Raw genomic sequence first — 23,035 nt, 5'->3', positions numbered from 1 at the left:
AAGGCTGACTCGAGGATAGGCCACGTAGAGGCTGAGGGGGCAAATGTTATCCAATCTCATGTCATGGCAGATCACGCTGCCGATCGCGCTTGCCGCCGCCATTATCGGCTATCTCTTCGGCTCGATCCCTTTCGGCCTGATCCTCACGCGCGCCGCCGGCCTCGGCGACGTGCGCAGCATCGGCTCCGGCAATATCGGCGCGACCAATGTGCTGAGAACAGGAAACCGGACGCTCGCCGCAGCGACGCTGCTGCTCGATGCGCTGAAGGCATCGGCCGCGGCCTGGGTCGTCGGCTATTTCCTCGGCGAGGAGGCCGCGATCATCGCCGGCTTCTTCGCCTTTATCGGCCATCTCTTCCCGGTGTGGATCGGCTTCAAGGGCGGCAAAGGTGTCGCCACCTATATCGGTACCCTGCTCGGCGTCGCGCCGATCATGGTCGTGCTCTTCGCTGCCGTCTGGCTGGCGGTCGCTTTCACCACCCGTTACTCCTCGCTGTCGGCGCTGGTCGCCATGCTTGTCATTCCGATTGCGCTATGGATACTGGGTAACGAAAAGGTTGCGGCTGTCATGGCGATCATGACCCTCATCTCCTACTGGAAGCACAAGGCGAATATTTCCCGCCTGATGAGCGGGACGGAAAGCAAGATCGGGGCAAAGGGATAATGGATGCGCTGAGCGCCGGACCAAAAGGCGTCGCGCTGACCGAACGGCAAAGAATTGCCTGGCTGCGCCTTATCCGTTCCGACAATATCGGCCCTGCCACCTTTCGCGACCTCATCAATCATTTCGGCTCGGCCGAGGCAGCGCTAGCCGCACTGCCGGAGCTTTCGGCGCGCGGCGGCGCCACGCGGGCAATCCGCATAGCCAGTGAGGCCGAGGCGCATCGGGAACTCGAGGCGGCGCGTCGCTTCGGCGCCCGCTTCGTCGGTATTGGCGAACCGGACTACCCGCAAGCGCTGAAGCAGATCGACGGCGCGCCGCCGCTTCTGGCCGTCAAGGGCGCGCTTGCCGCCGCCAATCGGCCGGCCGTCGGCATCGTCGGCTCGCGCAACGCCTCGATCGCAGGCGCGAAATTCGCGGCGATGGTGGCGCGCGACTGCGGCCGGGCGGGTTACACAGTGGTCTCCGGCCTGGCGCGCGGCATAGACACCGCTGCCCACCGGGCAAGCCTCGACACAGGCACGATCGCAGCGCTCGCCGGCGGCCTCGACCAGCCCTACCCGCCGGAGAATATCGGCCTTCTCGAAGAGATAACAGGCGGCAATGGCTTGGCGGTGAGCGAAATGCCCTTCGGCTGGGAGCCGCGCGCCCGCGACTTCCCGCGCCGCAACCGGCTGATCGCCGGCATCGGGCTTGGCCTCGTCGTCATCGAAGCGGCGGCGCGTTCAGGCTCGCTGATCACGGCGCGGCTTGCCGGCGAGTTCGGCCGCCTGGTGTTTGCCGTGCCCGGCTCACCGCTCGATCCGCGCTGCCATGGCACCAACGGCCTGCTGAAGGACGGCGCTTCGATCGTCACCGCTCCCGCCGATGTCGTCGAGGCCTTGGCGCCGCTTGCGCAATTCGACCTGTTCCCGTCATCGATGGCGGAGGAACCCGCCCCTGATGGCAAGCCGATGTCGGTGCCGCCCGGGGATTCCGATCGAAACCGCATCATCGATGCGCTCGGGCCGACGCCGGTCGAGATCGACGACGTCATCCGCCATACCGGCCTATCGGCATCCGCGGTCTATCTCATCCTTCTGGAACTCGATATATCAGGCAGGCTGCACCGGCATCAGGGCGGCCTCGTCTCGCTTTCCGATTGAACCTGGGCACGACATCGGGCGGCGGCTTTCGAATTGCCGAACTCTGAGTCGAAAACCTTCGATAGCATATCTAAAATTGTATTTTGCCGATAATCTTCCTTTGGCTGCAGCGGACACAAGAGGTAAAATTGTAGCAAACCCCTTGACCGCAGCGATTTCCCTGTCCATGTCGGAGGGCCGATATCCATGTTGCGGTGTGTGTCGCGCTGGCTTCAACGCTGGCGTCGTTTCCTTTTTAGAGAATCATCATGAATGTTGTAGTGGTGGAATCGCCTGCCAAGGCCAAGACGATCAATAAGTATCTGGGTCCGGGATACAAAGTGCTCGCCTCCTTCGGCCATGTGCGCGATCTGCCTGCCAAGGACGGCTCCGTTCTTCCTGATCAGGATTTCGAAATGCTTTGGGAGGTCGATAGCGCCTCCGCCAAGCGGATGAAGGACATTGCCGACGCGGTGAAGTCCGCCGATGGCCTGTTTCTCGCGACCGACCCGGATCGCGAAGGCGAAGCGATTTCCTGGCACGTTCTCGACATGCTGAACAAGAAGCGCGTGCTGAACGGCAAACCGGTCAAGCGCGTCGTCTTCAATGCGATCACCAAGAAAGCGGTGCTCGACGCGATGGCCGATCCGCGCGACATCGACGTGCCGCTGGTCGATGCCTATCTCGCGCGCCGCGCGCTCGACTATCTCGTCGGCTTCAATCTTTCGCCGGTGCTGTGGCGCAAGCTGCCCGGCGCACGTTCGGCCGGCCGCGTCCAGTCTGTGGCGCTGCGTCTCGTCTGCGACCGCGAATCCGAGATCGAGCGCTTCATTTCCGAAGAGTACTGGAACATCTCAGCGCTCCTGAAGACGCCGCGCGGCGACGAGTTCGAGGCAAGACTGGTTTCGGCGAATGGCAAACGACTGCAGCCGCGCGCAATCGGTAACGGCGAGGATGCCGGCCGGCTCAAGGCCTTGCTCGAAGGCGCGAGCTACGTCGTCGACTCTGTCGAGGCGAAACCGGTCAAACGTAATCCCGGACCGCCCTTCACGACCTCGACGCTGCAACAGGCCGCCTCCTCCAACCTCGGCTTCTCGGCCTCGCGCACCATGCAGGTTGCCCAAAAGCTCTATGAGGGCGTCGATATCGGCGGCGAGACGGTCGGTCTGATCACCTATATGCGAACCGACGGCGTGCAGATGGCGCCCGAGGCGATCGACGCGGCGCGCAGTGCCATCGTCGACCAGTTCGGCGAACGCTACATGCCGGAGAAGCCGCGCTTCTATTCGACCAAGGCGAAGAACGCCCAGGAGGCGCACGAGGCGATCCGTCCGACCGATTTCGACCGCTCGCCCGACCGTGTCCGCAAATTCCTCGATGCCGACCAGATCCGGCTCTACGAGCTGATCTGGAAGCGCGGCATCGCCAGCCAGATGGCGTCGGCCGAGATCGAGCGCACGACGGCTGAAATCACCGCCGACAACAAGGGCGAGAAGGCCGGGCTTCGTGCCGTCGGTTCGGTCATCCGATTCGATGGTTTCATCGCCGCCTATACCGACCAGAAGGAAGATGGCGAGCAGAGCGACGATGGCGACGAGGATGGCCGTCTGCCGGAGATCATTGCGCGCGAGGCGCTCGCCAAGCAGAAGATCAATTCGACGCAGCATTTCACCGAACCGCCGCCGCGCTATTCGGAAGCGACGCTGATCAAGAAGATGGAAGAGCTCGGCATCGGCCGCCCCTCCACCTATGCCGCGACGCTGGCAACGCTGCGCGACCGCGACTATGTGACGATCGACAAGCGCAAGCTGATCCCGCAGGCCAAGGGCCGGCTGGTGACGGCTTTCCTCGAGAGCTTCTTCACCAAATATGTCGAATACGACTTCACCGCCGATCTCGAAGAGAAGCTTGACCGGATTTCCGCCGGCGAGTTGAACTGGAAGCAGGTGCTGCGCGATTTCTGGAAGGATTTCTTCGCCCAGATCGAGGACACCAAGGAACTGCGCGTCACCAACGTGCTGGATTCGCTGAACGAGGCGCTGGCACCGCTCGTCTTCCCGAAACGGGAGGACGGCAGCGACCCCAGAATCTGTCAGGTCTGCGGCACCGGCAACCTGTCGCTGAAGCTCGGCAAATACGGCGCCTTCGTCGGCTGCTCGAACTATCCGGACTGCAACTACACCCGCCAGCTCTCCTCCGAAAACGGCGGAGATGCGGATGGTGCTGCGCTCAACGAGCCGAAGAACCTCGGCACCGATCCGACCACCGGCGAGGAACTGACGCTGCGTTCCGGCCGCTTCGGCCCCTATATCCAGCGCGGCGACGGCAAGGAAGCCAAACGGGCCTCGCTGCCGAAGGGCTGGAAACCCGAGGACATCGATTATGAAAAGGCGATGGCGCTGATCTCGCTGCCGCGCGATATCGGCAAACATCCCGAATCGGGCAAGATGATCTCGTCAGGCATCGGCCGCTATGGGCCGTTCCTCCTGCATGACGGTTCCTATGCCAATCTGGAAACCGTCGAGGACGTGTTCTCGGTCGGCCTCAACCGCGCCGTGACTGTTATCGCCGAAAAGGCGAACCAGGCACCCGGCCGGGGCGCGCGCGGCACACCGGCGGCACTAAAGACGCTCGGCGATCATCCTGATGGCGGCGCCATTACCGTTCGCGACGGCAAATACGGCCCCTATGTCAACTGGGGCAAGGTCAACGCCACACTGCCGAAGGGCAAGGATCCCCAGGCGATCACCGTCGAGGAGGCGCTCGCCTTGATCGCCGAGAAGGCCGGAAAGACACCTGTGGGCAAAGCGGCCAAGACGAAAGCCAAGCCGAAGGCAGCGGCCGCCGAAGCCAAGAGCACCAAGACGGCCGCCAAACCGAAGGCAACGAAGGCGAAGGCGCCCGCGAAATCGAAAAAGAGCTGACGTGAGCAGGATACCGCGCGAAAGAACAAATCCCGCGGGCAAGCGCCCGGGCAAGACCGGACACGCCAGCAAGGATGCTCCCGCCGTCGAGCCGCTGAACATCGTCCACGGCGCGCTGCCTTCACGCGAGGTGATTCTGCGCTTCATCGCCGATCATCCGCAGAAAGCGTCCAAGCGTGAACTCGCCAAAGCTTTCGGCCTGAAAGGCGATAGCCGCGTCGAGCTCAAGCAGATGCTGCAGGAGCTCGAGCAGGAAGGGATGCTGCAGAAGAACCGCAAGTCGCTGATCCGTCCCGGTGCGCTGCCGCCTGTCACCGTTCTCGATATCACCACACGCGACAAGGACGGCGATCTGATCGGCCGGCCGGCGGAATGGCCTGAGGATCAGGGCGTAGCGCCGGCTGTCGCCATCCGCCAGCAATCGCCCGCAGGCCGCCAGGGCAAGGGCAAGACGCCCGTCGCCGGGCTCGGAGACCGTATCCTGGCAAAAATCTTCCCGGCCGTCGATCGCGGCGGGCCGGCCTATACGGCGCGGATCATCAAGGTGATCGACAGGCGCCGCGGCGCGTCGATGGGCGTTTTCCGCACTGCACCTGATGGTGGCGGCCGGCTGCTGCCGATCGAACGGCGCGGCGAAGAGATGGTGATCGATCCCGACTTCACCGGCGGCGCTACCGACGGCGATCTGGTGGAAGTCGAGATCGCCCGTCTCGGCCGTTTCGGCCTGCCGCGCGCCAAGGTACTTTCCGTCGTCGGTTCCGTCGGTTCGGAAAAAGCGCTCTCGATGATCGCGATCCATGCCCACGGCATTCCGCATGTCTTCCCGCCGGCCGTCATCGCCGAAGCGGAAGCTGCAAGGCCCGCCACGATGTCGCATCGCGAGGATTGGCGCGACGTACCGCTGATCACCATCGACCCGGCCGATGCCAAGGACCATGACGACGCTGTTTATGCCGAGCTCGATCCCTCGCCCGACAATCCCGGCGGCGTCATTGTGACCGTCGCGATTGCCGACGTCTCCTGGTATGTTCGCCCCAATTCGCCGCTCGATCGCGAGGCGCTGAAACGCGGCAACTCCGTCTATTTCCCCGATCGCGTCGTGCCGATGCTGCCCGAGCGCATCTCCAACGATCTCTGCTCGTTGAAGCAAGGTGTCGACCGCCCGGCGCTCGCCGTGCGCATGAGCTTTTCCGGGGAAGGCCGCAAGATCGGCCACATCTTTCATCGCATCATGATGAAGAGTGCCGCCAAGCTCTCCTACCAGCAGGCGCAGGCGGCGATCGACGGAAGGCCGGACGATCAGACCGGCCCGATGCTCGAACCGATCCTGAAGCCGCTCTGGCACGCCTATGAGGTGATGAAGCGCGGACGCGACCGGCGCCAGCCGCTGGAACTCGACATGCCGGAGCGCAAGATCCTCCTGAAGTCCGACGGCACGGTCGACCGGGTGGTCGTGCCGCCACGGCTCGATGCGCATAAGCTGATCGAAGAGATGATGATCCAGGCGAATGTCTGCGCGGCCGAGACGCTCGAAAAGAAGCGTCAGCCGCTGATCTACCGCATCCATGACGGCCCGACGCTTGCCAAGCAGGAGATCCTGCGCGAGTTCCTGGCCACGCTCGGCATCTCGCTTGCCAAGGGCGGCAACATGCGCGCCAACAACTTCAACGGCATTCTGGCGAAGGCGGACGGCACGCCGCATCAGACCATGGTGAGCGAGATGGTGCTGCGTTCGCAGAGCCAGGCGATCTATGGCCCGGAGAATATCGGCCATTTCGGCCTCAACCTGATGAAATACGCCCACTTCACCTCGCCGATCCGCCGTTATGCCGACCTCATCGTGCATCGCGCCCTCGTCGGCTCGCTCGGCTTCGGCGAAGGCGGCATCACGCCCGAAGAAGAGGCCGCGCTCGACGATATCGCTGCCGAAATCTCGACCTTCGAACGCCGGGCCATGGCAGCCGAGCGCGAGACCGTCGACCGGCTGATCGCGCATCACCTCAGCGGTCGCGTCGGCGAGGAATTTGCCGGGCGGGTTTCGGGCGTGACGAAATCGGGAGTTTTTATCGCCCTGCCGGACTATGGCGCCGATGGTTTCGTCCCTATATCTACGCTCGGCAGCGATTATTTCATCTATGACGAGGCGCATCAGGCACTCTCCGGTGAAAAGACCGGGCTTGGTTATCGCCTGGGCGACAGCGTCACCGTCAAACTTGCCGAAGCGATCCCGCTTGCCGGTGCACTGCGTTTCGAGATGATCAGCGAGGGCCGTGAGATGCCGGCGGCGGTGCGCTCCTTCCATAAAGCGGGGCGCCGCGACAGGGGCCAGATTCGCAAGAAGCCCGGAACGAGGCCGCCGCGCGGACGGCACTAAAGCGCGTCGCAATCTTTCAGATTGGCTCCCCGCGCTGCAGGTCCTTGTTTTTACGCGTGTCGTTATCGCGAAACCGCTGCACAGTTTCGCGCGACATGTTTTAGATCCGAAGAGGAACATGCGATGAGCACACCGACCGATCCGGCCGCCGCCCGCTACGGCGATACGCCCGAGGTCGAGCGTCCGCTTGGGCGCTCCATCATGCGCGGGCTGATGAACCGCTGCCCGGCCTGCGGCAACGGCAAACTCTTTCGCGCCTTCCTGAAGCCGGTCGATCATTGCGCCGCTTGTGGCGAGGCGATGCATAACCAACGCGCCGACGATCTGCCGCCCTATATCGTCATCCTCGTCCTCGGCCACGTCGTGGTCGGCGGCTATATGCTGACCGACCTGACTTTCGTGCTGCCGGTCTGGGTCCATCTGGCCATCTGGGCGCCGATCACCGTCATCACCGCGCTTGCCTCGATCCAGCCGATCAAAGGCGGGGTCATCGGTCTGCAATGGGCGCTGCGCATGCACGGCTTCGGCGGCGAGAGTGATGGTCCGGACGATTATGACATCCCCGGCCGGCCGAATTAGCCCCTTCACCTTCCAGACATATTTAACGTGTAGTGCCAGCCCTCCACCGACCACCACCCGAATACGAGAGCCGGCGATCCTCAGACCTGACATGGTAAGCATTTCTTGCCCAAACGGGCTTTACATTCCGCAGACGGTCACTCACATCGGAAATACTGCGAAGCGGCATCCGTCACCTGGATTTGGCACGTCTGTGTCTATCTATCTGACGGGACCGACCGCTTCGTTCGCGCAGCTCTCTAAGGATGGATAAATGTCTCAACCGAGAACCGGCACACCGGGCGATGTCGAAGAAATCCATTGGCCTTCTCTGGTGGCAGCCATCTCGTCCATATCCGCCGTCGGCATAGCAATCGGCCTCGGTCTGCCCCTCCTCAGCATCATTCTCGAAAAACGCGGCATCTCGTCCACCCTGATCGGGCTCAACACGGCGATGGCCGGGGTCGCGGCGATGGCCGCCGCACCTGTTACCACCAGGCTTGCCCATAAATACGGCGTTGCGCCGACAATGCTCTGGGCCGTGCTGATTTCGGCGCTGAGCGCGCTCGGTTTCTATTACGCCCAGGATTTCTGGATGTGGTTTCCGCTGCGTTTCGCATTTCATGGCGCGACGACGACGCTGTTCATCCTCTCCGAATTCTGGATCAACGCCGCTTCGCCGCCTTCCAAGCGCGGTTTCGTGCTCGGCATCTATGCGACGGTGCTTTCCCTTGGCTTCGCCGCCGGACCATTGCTCTTTTCGATCCTCGGCAGCGACGGTATTTTCCCCTTCCTGATCGGCGCCGCCGCCATCCTGCTGGCCGCCATCCCGATCTTCATCGCCCGCGACGAAAGCCCGGTGCTCGAGGAAAAACCGGAGCTGCATTTCATGCGCTACGTTTTCCTGGTGCCGACGGCGACGGCGGCGGTGTTCATCTTCGGCGCAGTCGAAGCGGGCGGGCTGTCGCTTTTTCCGATCTTTGCCGTGCGCGCCCATTTCACCGAATCGCAGGCCGCACTGCTGCTCACCATGATGGGCGTCGGCAACGTCATCTTTCAGATTCCGCTCGGTCTGCTTTCCGACCGCATCGCCGACAAGCGGCCGCTTCTGGCCGGCATGGCGCTGATGGGCTTCATCGGCTCGATGATGTTACCGCTGCTGCTCAACAACTGGCTGCTGATGGCCGGGCTCCTGCTTTTCTGGGGCGGCTGCGTCTCAGGCCTCTATACGGTCGGCCTCAGCCATCTCGGCTCGCGGCTGACCGGCTCCGATCTTGCGGCAGCCAATGCTGCCTTTGTCTTCTGTTATGCGATGGGAACCGTGGCCGGGCCGCAGGCGATCGGCGCGGCGATCGATGTCGCTGGAAATAACGGTTTTGCCTGGGCGATTGCGGCTTTCTTCGGTCTTTACGCCCTACTTTCCGGCATCAGACTGATGTTCATTCGAAAACGGGCTTGACTTTTCGGGCGGGATTCGTAGTTTCGCGCCAGGATTTGCCGTGGAGCCCATCCGGCTTCCACGGCTTTCATTTTCTTAAAGGCAGGACGACCATGGCCAAGGCTACAACAATCAAGATCAAGCTGCTGTCGACAGCCGACACCGGTTTCTTCTACGTCACCACGAAGAACAGCCGCACGATGACGGACAAGATGACGAAGACGAAGTACGACCCGGTTGCGAAGAAGCATGTCGAGTTCAAGGAAACCAAGATCAAGTAATCACTTGGCCTGACGGATTTCAAAAAAGCGCGCGCCTTCGGGTTGCGCGTTTTTTATTGCCCGGATTGATCGTCTTTAAAAGATGATAGCGCAAACAGAAAAACGCCGCCCTTCCATCTTCGGGAAGTGGCGGCGTTTTCTTGAAAGGGGGTCGGCCAGCATGCAAAACGGCACGAGGAACCGCTATAACTTGCCTACTAGCCGACCGACCCCACGACCCAGGAGATGCGGCGGACCTGAGCATCATGGGGTATCGACAACTCCTCAACGGGAGCGCTTCTCTTATGAGCCGATAATTTGCGCAAAAATGAAAGAAAATCAACAAATTCTTAATGGTGAATGTTTGCAGCTTGATTCTATGGTTAAAAGTCCAGATTTGGGACATACAAAGATTTGTCGGCTCTGCTTGGACTCGAAGCGTAGCGCCTGACCTTTCGAAGAAATTCGACAATATAACTGAATAACTTACGCCTCCCCTCCCCTACGTGAGGTGACGTCGCCGCAATCTATTTGCCCCTGTTGGCGGCAGGCAGTTTTTATATTTTCCATTTCATTTTGAGCTACGGGCTGATGCTCTCAAGACTGTCGCGCGGCAACACATCCGCAGCAACGCAGCGAGTCCATTTTTGGGCTATTGAACTGCAAATTTTTCGTTCCGCCTTGCACAGGCGAAGGTTAAAAATCGGTAACAATTGGCTTACCGCGGTGGAAAACCCGCAAATGGCGCATATGGCGGCAAATGATTCGTCACGCGGCCGCGGCGACCACACGGTTGCGGCCGGTATTCTTGGCCTCGTAAAGAGCCAGATCCGCCTGTTTCATCAGCTGGCCCGGGGTCAGCACCGACGCAATACGCGAGGCGATGCCGAAGGAAGCCGTGACGCTCAGCGCTTCCCCGGAGTGTTTCAGCATGAAGGGAGCACTTTCGATCGCCGCGCGGAGGCGCTCGGCGACGGCGGCGGCAATTTCCGGCGAGGTGTCGGGCATCACGACGACGAATTCCTCTCCACCGTAGCGGCAGGCGAGATCGGCACCGCGGATGGTCGAACGGACGCGACTTGAAAATTCGCGCAGCACCTCGTCGCCGCCGTCATGACCGTAGGTGTCATTCACATGCTTGAAGCGGTCGATATCGGTGATCAGCACCGAAAGCGGCCGGCCCCGCGCCATCGAACGGTTGAAGAGCACGTTCAGGTGATTGTCGAGATAGCGCCGGTTATAAAGGCCGGTCAGCGGATCGGTCACGGCAAGCTCGATCGTCTGCTTGACGCTGGCGCGCAGGCGGTCGTTATAGCGCTTGCGGCGGATCTGCGTCAGGCTGCGGGCAACCAGTTCGTTGGGATCGACCGGGCGGATGATGTAGTCGTTGACGCCGAGATCGAGCGCGCGCACCACCATTTCGTCAGCGCCCTGCTCGGTGATGATCAGGATCGGCAGGAAGCGGGTGCGCTCCAGCGAGCGCAGCTGCGAGCAGAGGCGAAGCGGATCGTAATCGTCGAAGTTGGCATTGACGATGACGAGATCGAACGCGCTTTCGGCGGCCTCGAAGAGGGCGGCCTGCGGATCGGAGAGGGCAAGCACGTCGGCGACGGGCTTCAGCGCCTTGACGATGCGCTCCTGCGAATTGGCGCGACCGTCGACGAGCAGGACCTGAGCGGTCTCGTCGGCGCGGCCCTCGCCTGCCCGTGTGAGGTCATCGATGCCCATCGTATGAGCAGTGTCGGCGCGGATGCGCAGCTCATCGCTCAACGTCTTCAGCCGCAGCAGGCTCTTCACCCGGGAGATCAACTGCAGATCGTTGACCGGCTTGGTGAGAAAGTCGTCAGCGCCAGCCTTCAGGCCGCGTACGCGGTCGGTCGGCTGGTCGAGCGCGGTGACCATGACGACTGGAATATGGGCGGTCTTCTGGCTGGCCTTCAGGCGCTCGCAGACCTCGAAACCGTCTATGCCGGGCATCATGATGTCGAGCAAGATGAGATCGACCTGGTTGCGCTCGCAGATCGCCAGTGCCGTATAGCCGTCGGCGGCGGTCATCACGTCGAAATACTCCGCAAGCAGCCGCGCTTCGAGCAGCTTCACGTTGGCCGGAATATCGTCAACCACCAGTATTCGCGCAGTCATCAGCGTCTTTCCGATGCGTCAGGCATCGCCCAGATAGGTCTTGATCGTCTCGATGAATTTCGGAACCGAGATCGGCTTGGAAACATAGGCCTCGCAGCCGCCCTGGCGGATCCGCTCCTCGTCGCCCTTCATCGCGAAAGCCGTAACGGCGATGACGGGAATCACGTGCAGCTCGTCGTCTTCCTTCAGCCATTTCGTGACTTCGAGGCCAGAGACCTCGGGAAGCTGAATATCCATCAGGATGAGGTCGGGGCGATGCTTGCGCGCCAGATCGAGCGCCTCCATACCGTTTCTGGTCTGGATCGTCGTGTAGCCGGACGCCTCGATGAGGTCGCGAAAGAGCTTCATGTTGAGCTCGTTATCTTCTACAATCATCACCTGTTTGGGCATGACAAGCTGTCCCTACGTCCGTTCGCGCAGCGGTTCGTCCCATGAGAAAGGCACATGCGGACAAAAGCTGCGTGAAACCGATAGCGCACGCTACCGGTATTTGGTTGAAGAAAAGGTAACTTACCCAGCGAAATGCAAAGCAACTTCAAGACTTCGAAACAACAGGCTGCCGACCCACACGAAACGGCGATCGCCGTGCTCGGCTGGCTTGCCGGCGACCCCGACATGTTCGGCCGTTTCCTCGCCCTGACGGGGGTGGCGCCCGGCCAGGTGCGCAACGCCGTCAACGATCCGGGATTCCTTGCCGGCTTGATGGATTTTCTGATGAACCACGAACCGACGGCCATGGCCTTCTGCGCGGCGAGCGGAATCAGCCCAGAGACCGTGACGGCGGCCTGGCGGCATTTCTCGTCACCGGGCCTCGATTCCGGAGAATACTGACCGTGACCTCCGGGGAATTCGACATCTCGCATATCCACCTCGGCGAACGGCCGTTGATCGTCTGCGACGTCGACGACGTCGTGCTGCAGTTCATAGGTCCCTTCCAGCTTTTCCTTCAGAGCCAGGGTCACGCGTTTCTGCCGCGATCGTTCCGGCTGCACGGCAACATCGTCTCGCAAGCCGACGGCGTGGAGATCGAGGATCAAGAGGTCAGCCGGCTGATCGAGGAATTCTTCGAGGCACAAGAGCTGTGGCAGACGCCGCTCGACCGCGTCGTCGAAACGCTCGACCGGCTTTCGGAAGAGGCCGATGTGCTTTTCCTGACAGCCATGCAGCCGCGGTTCCAGAACCAGCGCCGTCGCCTGCTCGACAGGATGGGCCTGCTCTTTCCGCTGCTTGCCACCGAACAACCCAAGGGGCCGATCGTTCACGCATTGCATGCCAGCCGCTCCCTTCCCGTCGTCTTCATCGATGATATGGCGCGCAATCTGCATTCCGTTAGGGATCACGTCGCCGATTGCCTGCTGATTCACCTGATGCCGAACTCGCCCGTCCATCGTTTCGCACCGGTCGCCGCTGACGACATCACCCGCGCCACCGACTGGACGCATGCGGCCGAGCTGATCAAGGCGCATTTTGTTTCCGGCACCTTCACGCACGCAGTTCCAGCCGCATGAGCGGCCGACCGTCCTTGCGCCGTGCTATCGCCTCGAAACCGGCGGCATGGAAGATCGCCGTCGAGCCGATGCAGAGTGTCACGGATTTCGACTGCTTCACATGATCGATCGGACAGGCTTCGAGCAGCCGCGCTCCCTGGCGCCGCGCATGGTCGATCGCGCCGGCGAGCAGACGGTGGCTCATTCCCTTGCCGCGCAGTTTGGGCAGCAGGAAGAAGCAACTAACGGCCCAGATGGATGGATCATGCGCATCGCCCTCCTCCAGCGGCCGCGAGACGGTGCGCGGCGAATTGAACTGCGACACGTCGTGGCGCGGCCCGACCTGCACCCAGGCGACCGGCGCGCCTTCGGCATAACAGAGGATGCCAGGCGGCGGACCCGCCTTGATCCGCTCCCGCATATGCGCCTTGCGTTCGTCGGCCGCCATCTTCGTCCTCACCGCATGCGGCAGACGCAATGCGACGCACCAGCAGTTATAGAAGGCACCCTGCGGCCCGAACAGGGTTTCGAAATCGTCCCAGCGTTCTGCTGTCACCGGCTCGAAACGAAGGTCGTTATCCAAAGGCAAAGCTTCCACCCTCTCTTGTGACTCGGAAGCTTAAGGCGTAATCTCAGAATGTTCAATCTTTGTTCCCATGATGACGCCCACGCCTGACAAGACACCCGGCTTCTGTCGCGACTGCCTTGCCGAGCAGAAGAGCGAGGCGCGCCGTTGCGTTTCCTGCGGCAGCCCGCGCCTCGTGCGCCATCGCGAACTCTACGCATTGACGCTTGCGCATATCGACTGCGACGCCTTCTACGCAGCCGTCGAGAAACGCGACAATCCCGAGCTTGCCGACAAGCCTGTCATTATCGGCGGCGGCAAACGCGGCGTCGTCTCCACCGCCTGCTATATCGCCCGTATCCATGGCGTGCGGTCGGCCATGCCGATGTTCAAGGCGCTGGAAGCATGCCCTCAAGCGATCGTCATCCGCCCCGACATGGAGAAATATGTCCGGGTCGGACGGCAGGTGCGCGCCATGATGCAGGATCTGACGCCGCTGGTGCAGCCGCTATCGATCGACGAGGCCTTCCTAGAGCTCGGCGGCACCGAGAGGCTGCATCACGATCCGCCGGCGCGCACGCTGGCCAAATTCGCCCGCCGTATCGAAAGGGAGGTCGGCATCACCGTTTCGGTCGGGCTTTCCTATTGCAAATTTCTCGCCAAGGTCGCCTCCGATCTGCAGAAGCCGCGCGGCTTTTCGGTCATCGGCCGCGAGGAAGCGGTCGAGTTCCTGGCGCCGCGTCCCGTCACCACGATCTGGGGCGTCGGCAAGGCCTTTGCGGCGACGCTGGAGGCGGACGGCATCCGCACCATCAGCCAGTTGCAGCAGATGGAAGAAAACGACCTGATGCGCCGCTACGGCAGCATCGGCCAACGGCTCGCACGGTTGTCGCGCGGCATCGACGACCGCGAAGTGCATCTCAACGATGCCGCCAAGAGCGTTTCGTCGGAGACCACCTTCTTCGATGACATCTCGCGTTATGACGATCTGGTGCCGATCCTGCGCAACCTCTCCGAAAAGGTCTCCTGGCGGCTGAAGAAAAACGGCATTGCCGGCCAGACCGTGGTTCTGAAGATGAAGAGCGCCGATTTCAAATCGCGCACCCGCAACCGCAAGCTCGAAGACCCGACCCAGCTTGCCGACAAGATTTTCCGCACCGGGCTCGAGCTTCTTGAAAAAGAGACTGATGGTACGAAGTTCCGTCTGATCGGCATCGGCGTCACCGATCTCGGCGATGCCGCCCGCGCCGATCCGCCGGATCTGATCGACCAGCAATCGGGCCGGCGTGCGGCGGCCGAAGCGGCGATGGATAAGCTGCGCGACAAGTTCGGCAAGAAGACGGTCGAGACCGGCTATACGTTCGGCAACAGCAAGCGCGATCACTAACGCGTGAGGCCTGCCAGCCAGGCGGCCCATAAAATCTTCCTTAAACTTCGTCCCATAATGTGCCGGGCAAGTATTGCGTATGGTTGGGTCTCATGTTCTCGCGTCTCGTCTTCGGCCTCGGCTTGCTGTCGGCCACCGCACTCGTGCACCCCGCTCTTGCCGCGGATGCTGCGCGCACGCTGCAGATCTTCGTCTCGAAGGACAAGCAATCGCTTGCGGTCTATGATGGCACCGAGGTCGTCGCGACCTCGAAGGTCTCGACCGGCAAGGACGGCCACACGACGCCGAGCGGCATCTTCTCGGTGCTGGAAAAGCAGAAATACCACGAATCCAATCTCTATTCGGCGGCGCCGATGCCGTTCATGCAACGGCTGACCTGGTCCGGCATTGCGCTGCATGAATCCAATTCCGTGCCGCGTTATCCAGCCTCGCATGGCTGCGTGCGTATGCCCGGCGCCTTCGCAAAAATGCTCTATGGCATGACCGACCTCAGTGTCCCCGTCATCATCAGCGACGGTGAGCTGGTGCCGCGGCCAATCGAGCATCCGACCCTTTTCCGTCCAGATACGCCGACGGCAATGCCGCTGCTTTCGGATGTCGAACTGCGGCCCTCGATGCTCGACAGCCCCGAGAAGCCGGTGCAGGTGGCGATGAACGATACCGCTGCGATGCCGATGCCGGCAGTGCAGCCGATTGCAGCGACAGAACCAGAGCCGCCGTCCGAGCCGATCAGCATGCTCGTCACGCGCCGGACGCTGCGCGAGACGGTGATCGACATCCAAACCCTGCTCAACCAGCTCGGCTTTTCCGCCGGCAGTCCGGACGGCTTGCTCGGTCCGTCGACGGTGCAGGCGATCAAGGCTTTCAAGACGCTGCGGCCGGCGGAATTTGCCGCCGACAGGAGCCTGGTTTCCGACACGCTCCTCAGAGAAGCCTATGCCGCGGCTGGCAAGGGAGAGCCGCCCAACGGCGTTATCATGGTGCGGCAGTCCTTCAAGCCGATCTTCGAAGCGCCGGTGACGATCGCCGATCCGGGACTGGCGCTCGGCACACATTTCTTCACGCTGCATGCAGTCGATGAAAAGGCCGGCACCGCCGACTGGCTCGGCATCACGCTCGAGAACAATCTCTCCCGAGAATCGATGAAGCGGCTCGGCATCACCAATCAGGAAAGCTCGATCATTACAGGCAAGCCGATCGCCCGTTCGCTCAGCCGGATTACCATCCCCGATGAGACCCGCCGCAGGATCGACGCCCTCATCGCGCCCGGCTCGACGCTGACGATCTCCGATACAGGCCTCGGCCGGGAAACCGGCGAAGGCACGGATTTCATCACAATCACCCGCGGGTGACGCGGGGCTGATCAAACCAGTTCGACGTCGACGACGCCGGGGGCGGCACGAAGGGCGGCGGCGATCTCCGGCGTGATGCGGTATTTCTCCGACAGCGCCACTTCCACCTCGCGTTTGCCATCCTCCTTGATGACGATGAAGGAAACGAGGCCGTCGCCCTTGGCGTTCAGATGGCCGGCAACCATCCGCAGCGGTCCGGAATCGCGGACATAGACGCGCAGCGCCTTCTGCATCTGCAGCGACTTTTCCTCCAGCGACTGGATCGTCTGGATGCGCAGGCCGATGCCCTCCGGCCGCTCCTCGCCTGTCGCGGTCAGCACGAAGGATTTTCCCGACTCGAGAACGTCGCGATACTGGTTCAGCATTTCCGAAAACAGCACCGCTTCGAACTGGCCCGAAGAATCGGAGAAGACGATGATGCCCATCTTGTTGCCGGTGCGGGTTTTGCGCTCCTGCTTCGAGATGACGGTACCGGCAAGGCGCGCATTGGCCGCGCCCTGTTTGATGGCGGCGGAAAATTCGGCAAAGGTCTGCACCCGCATCTTCTGCAGGATGTTGTTGTAGGAATCGAGCGGGTGGGCCGTCAGATAGAAGCCCAGCACCTGGAATTCCTTGAGCAGCCGCTCGGAGGGGAGCCAGGGCGAGAACGGCGGCAGGGAGATCTTCTCAGGCCCCGACGTCAGCGTGCTGCCGAAAATGTCCGACTGGCCGCTCAGCTTGTTCTCCTGGGCACGCTGGGCATAACCGAGAACACGGTCGAGGCCGGCTGCCAGCTGGGCGCGGTCCATGTCGAAACAATCGAAGGCGCCGGCATAGATCAGGCTTTCGAGCACGCGACGATTGACCTGACGCGGATCGATGCGCAGGCAGAAATCCTCAATGCTGGCAAAGGGCTTGTCGCCGCGCACCTCGACGATATGGTCGACGGCGGATTCGCCGACACCCTTGAGGGCGGCGAGCGCGTAATAGATGCGGTTGTCGCCGGTCTCGAAATGGCGGAAGGAGCTCTGCACCGAGGGTGCGATCACCTCGATGCCGAGGCGCTTGGCATCCTGGCGGAAATCATTGACTTTTTCGGTGTTGGACATGTCGAGCGTCATCGAAGCGGCGAGGAATTCGACCGGGTAATGCGCCTTCATGTAGGCCGTCTGGTAGGAGACGATGGCATAGGCGGCGGCATGCGACTTGTTGAAGCCGTAATTGGCGAACTTCGCCAGCAGTTCGAAGATATTGTCGGCCTGCGGCTTCGATACGCCATTCCTAACGGCGCCAACGACGAAGCGTTCGCGCTGCTGGTCCATCTCAGCCTTGATCTTCTTACCCATGGCGCGACGCAGAAGGTCGGCTTCCCCCAGCGAATAGCCTGATAGTACCTGGGCGATCTGCATCACCTGTTCCTGATAAACGATGACGCCCTGGGTTTCCTTGAGCAGGTGGTCGATCATCGGATGGATCGATTCCAGCTCTTCGTCGCCGTGCTTGCGGGCATTGTAGGTCGGGATGTTCTCCATCGGGCCGGGACGATAGAGCGCCACCAGCGCGATGATGTCCTCGATGCAGTCCGGCTTCATGCCGATCAGCGCCTTGCGCATGCCGGCACTTTCCACCTGGAACACGCCGACCGTCTCGCCGCGCGACAGCATCTCGTAGGTCTTCTTGTCGTCGAGAGGAATGGCCGCGAGATCAACCTTGACGCCGAGCTTGGCGACGAAATCGACGGCGACCTTCAGCACCGTCAGCGTCTTCAGGCCGAGGAAGTCGAATTTGACCAAGCCCGCCTGCTCGACCCATTTCATGTTGAACTGGGTGACCGGCATATCGGAGCGCGGATCGCGATACATCGGCACCAGCTTGGAAAGCGGCCGGTCGCCGATGACGATACCGGCGGCGTGAGTCGAGGCGTGGCGGTAAAGCCCCTCGATCTTCTGGGCGATATCGAGCAGGCGCGCGACAACAGGTTCCTTCGCCGCCTCCTCCTGCAGCTTCGGCTCCTCCTCGATCGCTTTGGACAGCGGCGTCGGATTAGCCGGGTTGTTCGGTACGAGTTTGCAGATCTTGTCGACCTGGCCATAGGGCATTTCCAGCACACGGCCGACGTCACGAAGGGCGGCGCGCGCCTGCAGCGAACCGAAAGTGATGATCTGCGCCACCTGCTCGCGGCCATACTTGGCCTGGACGTAGCGGATCACCTCTTCGCGGCGGTCCTGGCAGAAATCGATGTCGAAGTCCGGCATCGAGACGCGTTCCGGATTGAGGAAGCGCTCGAATAGCAGCGAAAAACGCAAGGGATCGACGTCGGTGATCGTCAAGGCATAGGCGACCAGCGACCCGGCGCCCGAACCACGGCCGGGACCGACCGGAATGTCATGCTGCTTGGCCCATTTGATGAAGTCGGCAACGATCAGGAAGTAACCGGGAAACCGCATGCGCTCGATGACGCTAAGCTCGAAATCCAGCCGTTCGCGATAGTCCTTTTCCTCGTAACCCGCCGACATGCCGAGCGTTGCAAGCCGCATGTCCAGCCCTTCGACCGCCTGGCGGCGCAGCTCGCTCGCCTCGGCGCGTTCGGCCTCCTCGGCATCGTCGGTCGCACCGGTGAAGCGTGGCAGGATCGGCTTTCTGGTCTTCAGCACGAAGGAGCAGCGCGTGGCGATCTCGATCGTATTTTCCAGCGCTTCCGGCAGGTCGGCGAAGAGCTTGACCATCTCGGCCCGGCTCTTCAGATAGTGATCCGGCGTCAGGCGAAAGCGGCTGTCGTCGGAGACGATGGCGTTGTGCGCGACCGCCATTAGCGCATCATGCGCGTCGTAATCGTCGCGGGTCGGAAAGAAGGCCTCGTTGGTCGCAACCAGCGGCAGGTCGTGGGCATAGGCGAGCCCGATAATCTTCTGCTCGTGCCGCTTGTCATAGGTGCCGTGCCGCTGCAGCTCGACATAGAGCCTGTCGCCGAAGAGACGCTTCAGCGTGAGCAGCCGGGCTTCCGCCTGAGCGGGATGGCCTTCCTTGATGGCCACGTCGACCGGCCCGGTCAGCGCGCCGGTCAATGCGATCAGCCCTTCCGTGCCTGCCTCCTCCAGCCAGGAGGCACTGATATGAACGGCCTGGTTGCTTTCGCCGCCGAGATAGGCCCGACTGACGAGATCGACCAGCCGTTCGTAACCGGCATCCGTCGCAGCGAGAAGAACGATCGCCGGCAGCTTGACCAGGGCCTGCTGGCCGCCGCGCTTTTCCGTTTCCAACCCGTCTCCCATGTCGATCGAGACCTGGCAGCCGATAATCGGCTGCAGGCCTTCCTCCATCGCCTTCTGGGAGAATTCGAGGGCGACGAACAGATTGTTGGTGTCGGTAATTGCAATCGCCGGCTGGCTGTCGCCGGTCGCCTTATAGAGGATCTTCTTCAGCGGCAGAGCGCCCTCGAGAAGCGAATAGGCGGAATGGACCCTCAGGTGGATGAAACCCGGCGTACCGCCGATCGCCTCACCCGTTGAACCCTTTGCCGTATCCGCCATGACATGCCTTCCCAATCACCCGAATGAATCGGACGCATTGTCGGCATAGAGGGCGATGATGTCCAGAAGAAGTCCCGCGTCCGGACCGCATGATTGCCATGCGGTCCCCTGAAAACTTTAGAGCGCCATGACGATGAGCGAGAAGCTGGCAACGAACATTGCGATGGAGGTGAATGCTGCGATATCACGGATCATGTCAGTCATCGGGCTCTCCTTTACTCGTTATGTTTTCAATTTGTTCCATGTATGTTCTATTGTCAACAGGAATCTTTTCCTCCTTTCTTGTGTTTGAAGATCCCAGGAAATAGGCGACGAATCGGCTAGAGGGCCGGCGATCGAGGTGATCGGCAGCAGCCTTGCCCTTTCCCGATCCGCCGCTGATCGGTCATGGTGCTCAGGCGGCAGCCCTCCTCAGAGCGACTCCACTACTCCCGGCCTATGTTCACTTTCTGTTCTTTACATGCCAGGGATTATTTGCCAACATCGGGCCGAGAGGAGAATGACATGCTCGATATTGCGATGCTGAACGAATTCATCGTGGAGGCGAAGGCTACGACCTATGTGGGCGGCGGCGCGGCGCGCGCGCCCTGCCGGCCGAGCTCCCACGATATCGGTTACGAACGCGGCGACTGGCGCTATCTCGACAGCTATTTCGGCGGCACGGATTTCGCCGGACAGGAAGTGGTGTGGCTTGCCGACGAGCCCGTCTGGGCGATGAATTATTTTGGCTGCGTCATTGCGCCTGATCTCATCGACGGCGCAGCAGCCGGGACGGTGATCAAGACAGCACTTTCGGCGATGTATCGAGAGGGGCGGTTTCTTGGCGGAATGGAATTCGACCATCCGCTCGGCCGCTATATCGACCGCAGCGAAGGCAGCTGCGAGCGGTTCAGCGGCAGTGAATGCATCATGGTCGATGGCCAGAAGGCCTATATGCTCGACTACCGCGGCGGACTGGTTATCCCCTGATCGTGGCCCACTGCTGTCCTGTTAAGTGCATAATGTCCCGCCAGGAGGTCGGCGAGATCAGCCACTCGTCCGGCTGCCGCCACCTTTCTCCCCGTAAACGGGGCGAAGAGGATATGCCGCGACCCTTCAGTTCCTCGCCAATCTCTCGCATGGCACGTCCCCTCGCCCCATTTACGGGGTCCGAAAGACGGGGCGAGGCCAGTGGCTCGACCCCGGTAGGTTAGTTCTGAGGGGCAATCATCGGCGTCAACCTGACAGCCATGGACCGCAGTCTCAGAAATCGACGATCTTGCCGTCAGAGATCGTCACACGCCGATCCATGCGGCGGGCGAGCTCGTGGTTATGGGTAGCGATAAGGGCAGCAAGGCCCGACTGGCGCACCAGCGCTTCCAGCGCCTCGAACACGTAGCTTGCCGTTTCCGGGTCGAGATTGCCGGTCGGCTCGTCGGCAAGAAGCAGGGTCGGCGCATTGGCGACGGCACGGGCAATCGCAACGCGCTGCTGCTCGCCGCCGGAAAGCTCGCCGGGGCGATGCGAGCCACGATGGCCGATGCGCATGTAGTCGAGAAGCTGGCCGGCCCGCTCTCCGGCTTCCTTCCAGGAAAGCCCGGCGATCAGCTGCGGCATCATGATATTTTCGAGTGCCGAAAATTCCGGCAGCAGGTGGTGGAACTGGTAGACGAAGCCGATTTCGCTGCGGCGGATGGCGGTGCGTTTCTCATCGCTCAAGCCGTCGCAGGCATGGCCGTTGATGTTGACTTCACCGCCGTCCGGATGCTCCAGCAGGCCGGCGATATGCAGCAGTGTCGACTTGCCGGTGCCGGAAGGGGCGACGAGAGCGACAGTCTCCCCTTTCGATATCGAAAAATCTGCGCCCTTCAGGATCGAGAGCAGCGTATCGCCCTGCCCGTAATGGCGCTCGACGCCGGTAAGCTTGAGAACGACGTTGCGTTTCATGAAGGCGGCATTCCTTATTCGTAGCGCAGGGCCTGCACCGGATCGAGCCTGGAGGCACGCCAGGCCGGGAAGATGGTCGCGATGAAGGAGAGCGTCAGCGCCATGGCAACGATCGAGATCGTTTCGCTGAGATCCATCTCGGCGGGCAGCTGGCTGAGGAAATAGACCTGCGGATTGAAGAGCACGGTGCCTGAAATCCAGGAGAAGAACTGGCGGACGGATTCGATGTTGACGCAGACGAGAACGCCGAGCAGCACACCGGCAACGGTGCCGACGATGCCGATCGCCGCGCCGGTCATGAAGAAGATGCGCATGATTGCGCCGGCGCTGGCACCCATGGTGCGCAGGATGGCGATATCGCTGCCCTTGTCCTTCACCAGCATGATGAGGCCGGAGATGATGTTCAGCGCCGCGACGAGCACGATCAGCGTCAGGATCATGAACATGACGTTGCGCTCGACCTGCAGCGCCGAGAAGAAGGTCTGGTTGCGCTGGCGCCAGTCGGTGATGGCGATCTGGCGGCCGGCCGCCTCCTCCACCTTGGGCCGCAGATTGTCGATATCGTCAGGGTGATCGACGAACAGCTCGATCGACTGCACCAGTCCCTCGGCATTGAAATAGAGCTGCGCTTCCTCGAGCGGCATGAAGATGATCGAGGAGTCATATTCCGACATGCCGATCTCGAAGAGGCCGGAGATCTTGTAGGATTTGATGCGAGGGCTGACGCCCATCGGCGTAATGTCGCCATCCGGTGACGTCAGCGTAATGAGGTCGCCGACGCGCAGACCGAGCTGATCGGCCATGCGGGTGCCGATCAGCACACCCTGGCCGGAGGCATAACCCACCATGTCGCCTGATTTGATGTTGTCAGAGATCGTCTTAAGCTTGGTCAGGTCCTCGGCGCGGGCGCCGCGCACCAGAGCGCCGGTGCTGCCGCCGGCCTGGGCCGAAGCGAGCACCTGACCTTCCACCAAGGGGAGCGCCATCTTGACGCCCGGCACCGCGGCGAGCTTGCTGCTGAGGACAGGATAATCGGTGAAGGGGCCGTCGACCGGCTGGACGATCATGTGGCCGTTAATGCCGAGGATGCGCGAGACGAGCTCGGTTCGGAAGCCGTTCATGACGGCCATGACGATGATCAGTGTCGCAACGCCCAGCATGATGCCGACGAAGGAGAAGCCGGCGATCACCGAGATGAAGGCCTCCTTGCGACGGGCGCGCAGATAACGCCACGCCACGAGGCGTTCGAAGGTGGAAAATGGCTTGCCAGCCGGACCCAAGCCGGATTTTGAACTCCGGTCCACTGCTGCGTCTGCCATTTCGCCTCC

At 61.7% G+C, this 23,035-nt stretch carries 18 protein-coding genes; 12 read left to right on the top strand and 6 right to left on the bottom strand.

The window, feature by feature from the left end; all coding sequences use genetic code 11:
* Positions 1-43 precede the first annotated feature (43 nt).
* From plsY to rpmG, 7 genes are all read left to right on the top strand, one after another.
* The gene (gene plsY / locus AC2444_RS07005; RefSeq protein WP_012756990.1) at positions 44-664 is read left to right on the top strand and encodes a glycerol-3-phosphate 1-O-acyltransferase PlsY; all 621 of its coding nucleotides are present in this window, start codon (positions 44-46) and stop codon (positions 662-664) included.
* Positions 664-1,806 carry a DNA-processing protein DprA gene (gene dprA, locus AC2444_RS07000; RefSeq protein WP_012756989.1) on the top strand — a complete coding sequence of 381 codons (1,143 nt, stop codon included), beginning with the start codon at positions 664-666 and terminating at the stop codon, positions 1,804-1,806. The genes plsY and dprA overlap by 1 nt, the downstream gene beginning before the upstream one ends.
* A gap of 248 nt (positions 1,807-2,054) precedes the next feature.
* On the top strand, positions 2,055-4,709 hold the full coding sequence (topA, locus tag AC2444_RS06995) for a type I DNA topoisomerase (RefSeq protein WP_012756988.1): 2,655 nt from the start codon (positions 2,055-2,057) through the stop codon (positions 4,707-4,709).
* Position 4,710: 1 nt separating this feature from the next.
* Entirely contained in the window at positions 4,711-7,083 is a 2,373-nt protein-coding gene (gene rnr, locus AC2444_RS06990) for a ribonuclease R (RefSeq protein WP_128439649.1), read from the top strand.
* Positions 7,084-7,206: 123 nt separating this feature from the next.
* Positions 7,207-7,662, top strand: a complete 456-nt coding sequence (locus AC2444_RS06985; RefSeq protein ID WP_128450252.1) for a DUF983 domain-containing protein — start codon at positions 7,207-7,209, stop codon at positions 7,660-7,662.
* 253 nt (positions 7,663-7,915) lie between these two features.
* Positions 7,916-9,100, top strand: a complete 1,185-nt coding sequence (locus AC2444_RS06980) for an MFS transporter (RefSeq protein WP_012756985.1) — start codon at positions 7,916-7,918, stop codon at positions 9,098-9,100.
* Between the two features lie 92 nt (positions 9,101-9,192).
* Positions 9,193-9,360, top strand: a complete 168-nt coding sequence (gene rpmG, locus AC2444_RS06975) for a 50S ribosomal protein L33 (protein WP_003547442.1) — start codon at positions 9,193-9,195, stop codon at positions 9,358-9,360.
* Positions 9,361-10,107: 747 nt separating this feature from the next.
* Here rpmG and AC2444_RS06970 read toward each other — a convergent pair.
* Positions 10,108-11,481, bottom strand: coding sequence for a PleD family two-component system response regulator (locus AC2444_RS06970; protein ID WP_012756984.1), 1,374 nt, complete (start codon positions 11,479-11,481; stop codon positions 10,108-10,110).
* Between the two features lie 18 nt (positions 11,482-11,499).
* Positions 11,500-11,871, bottom strand: a complete 372-nt coding sequence (locus tag AC2444_RS06965; protein WP_003547430.1) for a response regulator — start codon at positions 11,869-11,871, stop codon at positions 11,500-11,502.
* Positions 11,872-12,003: 132 nt separating this feature from the next.
* On the opposite strand from AC2444_RS06965, the gene AC2444_RS06960 reads away from it, so the two are divergent.
* Both AC2444_RS06960 and AC2444_RS06955 read left to right on the top strand, forming a co-directional pair.
* Entirely contained in the window at positions 12,004-12,312 is a 309-nt protein-coding gene (locus tag AC2444_RS06960) for a DUF3572 domain-containing protein (RefSeq protein ID WP_012756983.1), read from the top strand.
* Positions 12,313-12,314: 2 nt separating this feature from the next.
* Positions 12,315-12,989, top strand: a complete 675-nt coding sequence (locus AC2444_RS06955; RefSeq protein ID WP_012756982.1) for a hypothetical protein — start codon at positions 12,315-12,317, stop codon at positions 12,987-12,989.
* On the opposite strand, the gene AC2444_RS06950 is transcribed toward AC2444_RS06955, so the two are convergent.
* Complete coding sequence (locus tag AC2444_RS06950; RefSeq protein WP_032996306.1) at positions 12,964-13,551, bottom strand: GNAT family N-acetyltransferase; 588 nt, start codon at positions 13,549-13,551, stop codon at positions 12,964-12,966. The two genes, AC2444_RS06955 and AC2444_RS06950, sit on opposite strands and share 26 nt — an antisense overlap.
* Positions 13,552-13,627: 76 nt before the next feature.
* Here AC2444_RS06950 and AC2444_RS06945 point away from each other — a divergent pair, with 76 nt between their 5' ends.
* The gene (locus AC2444_RS06945) at positions 13,628-14,920 is read left to right on the top strand and encodes a DNA polymerase IV (protein ID WP_026157318.1); all 1,293 of its coding nucleotides are present in this window, start codon (positions 13,628-13,630) and stop codon (positions 14,918-14,920) included.
* Positions 14,921-15,012: 92 nt separating this feature from the next.
* On the top strand, positions 15,013-16,272 hold the full coding sequence (locus AC2444_RS06940; protein WP_012756979.1) for a L,D-transpeptidase family protein: 1,260 nt from the start codon (positions 15,013-15,015) through the stop codon (positions 16,270-16,272).
* Positions 16,273-16,283: 11 nt separating this feature from the next.
* On the opposite strand, the gene dnaE is transcribed toward AC2444_RS06940, so the two are convergent.
* Positions 16,284-19,781, bottom strand: a complete 3,498-nt coding sequence (gene dnaE / locus AC2444_RS06935) for a DNA polymerase III subunit alpha (protein ID WP_017993625.1) — start codon at positions 19,779-19,781, stop codon at positions 16,284-16,286.
* A 504-nt stretch (positions 19,782-20,285) separates the two neighbouring features.
* On the opposite strand from dnaE, the gene AC2444_RS06930 reads away from it, so the two are divergent.
* On the top strand, positions 20,286-20,750 hold the full coding sequence (locus AC2444_RS06930; RefSeq protein ID WP_012756977.1) for a DUF5680 domain-containing protein: 465 nt from the start codon (positions 20,286-20,288) through the stop codon (positions 20,748-20,750).
* A gap of 273 nt (positions 20,751-21,023) precedes the next feature.
* Here AC2444_RS06930 and AC2444_RS06925 read toward each other — a convergent pair whose 3' ends face one another.
* Together AC2444_RS06925 and AC2444_RS06920 are read right to left on the bottom strand one after the other, a co-directional pair.
* Positions 21,024-21,707, bottom strand: coding sequence for an ABC transporter ATP-binding protein (locus tag AC2444_RS06925; RefSeq protein WP_012756976.1), 684 nt, complete (start codon positions 21,705-21,707; stop codon positions 21,024-21,026).
* Positions 21,708-21,721: 14 nt separating this feature from the next.
* Entirely contained in the window at positions 21,722-23,026 is a 1,305-nt protein-coding gene (locus AC2444_RS06920) for a lipoprotein-releasing ABC transporter permease subunit (RefSeq protein ID WP_012756975.1), read from the bottom strand.
* Positions 23,027-23,035 lie beyond the last annotated feature (9 nt).

The organism is Rhizobium sp. WSM1328 (genome assembly GCF_057653715.1).
This window is presented reverse-complemented; position numbering and strand designations above follow the sequence as displayed.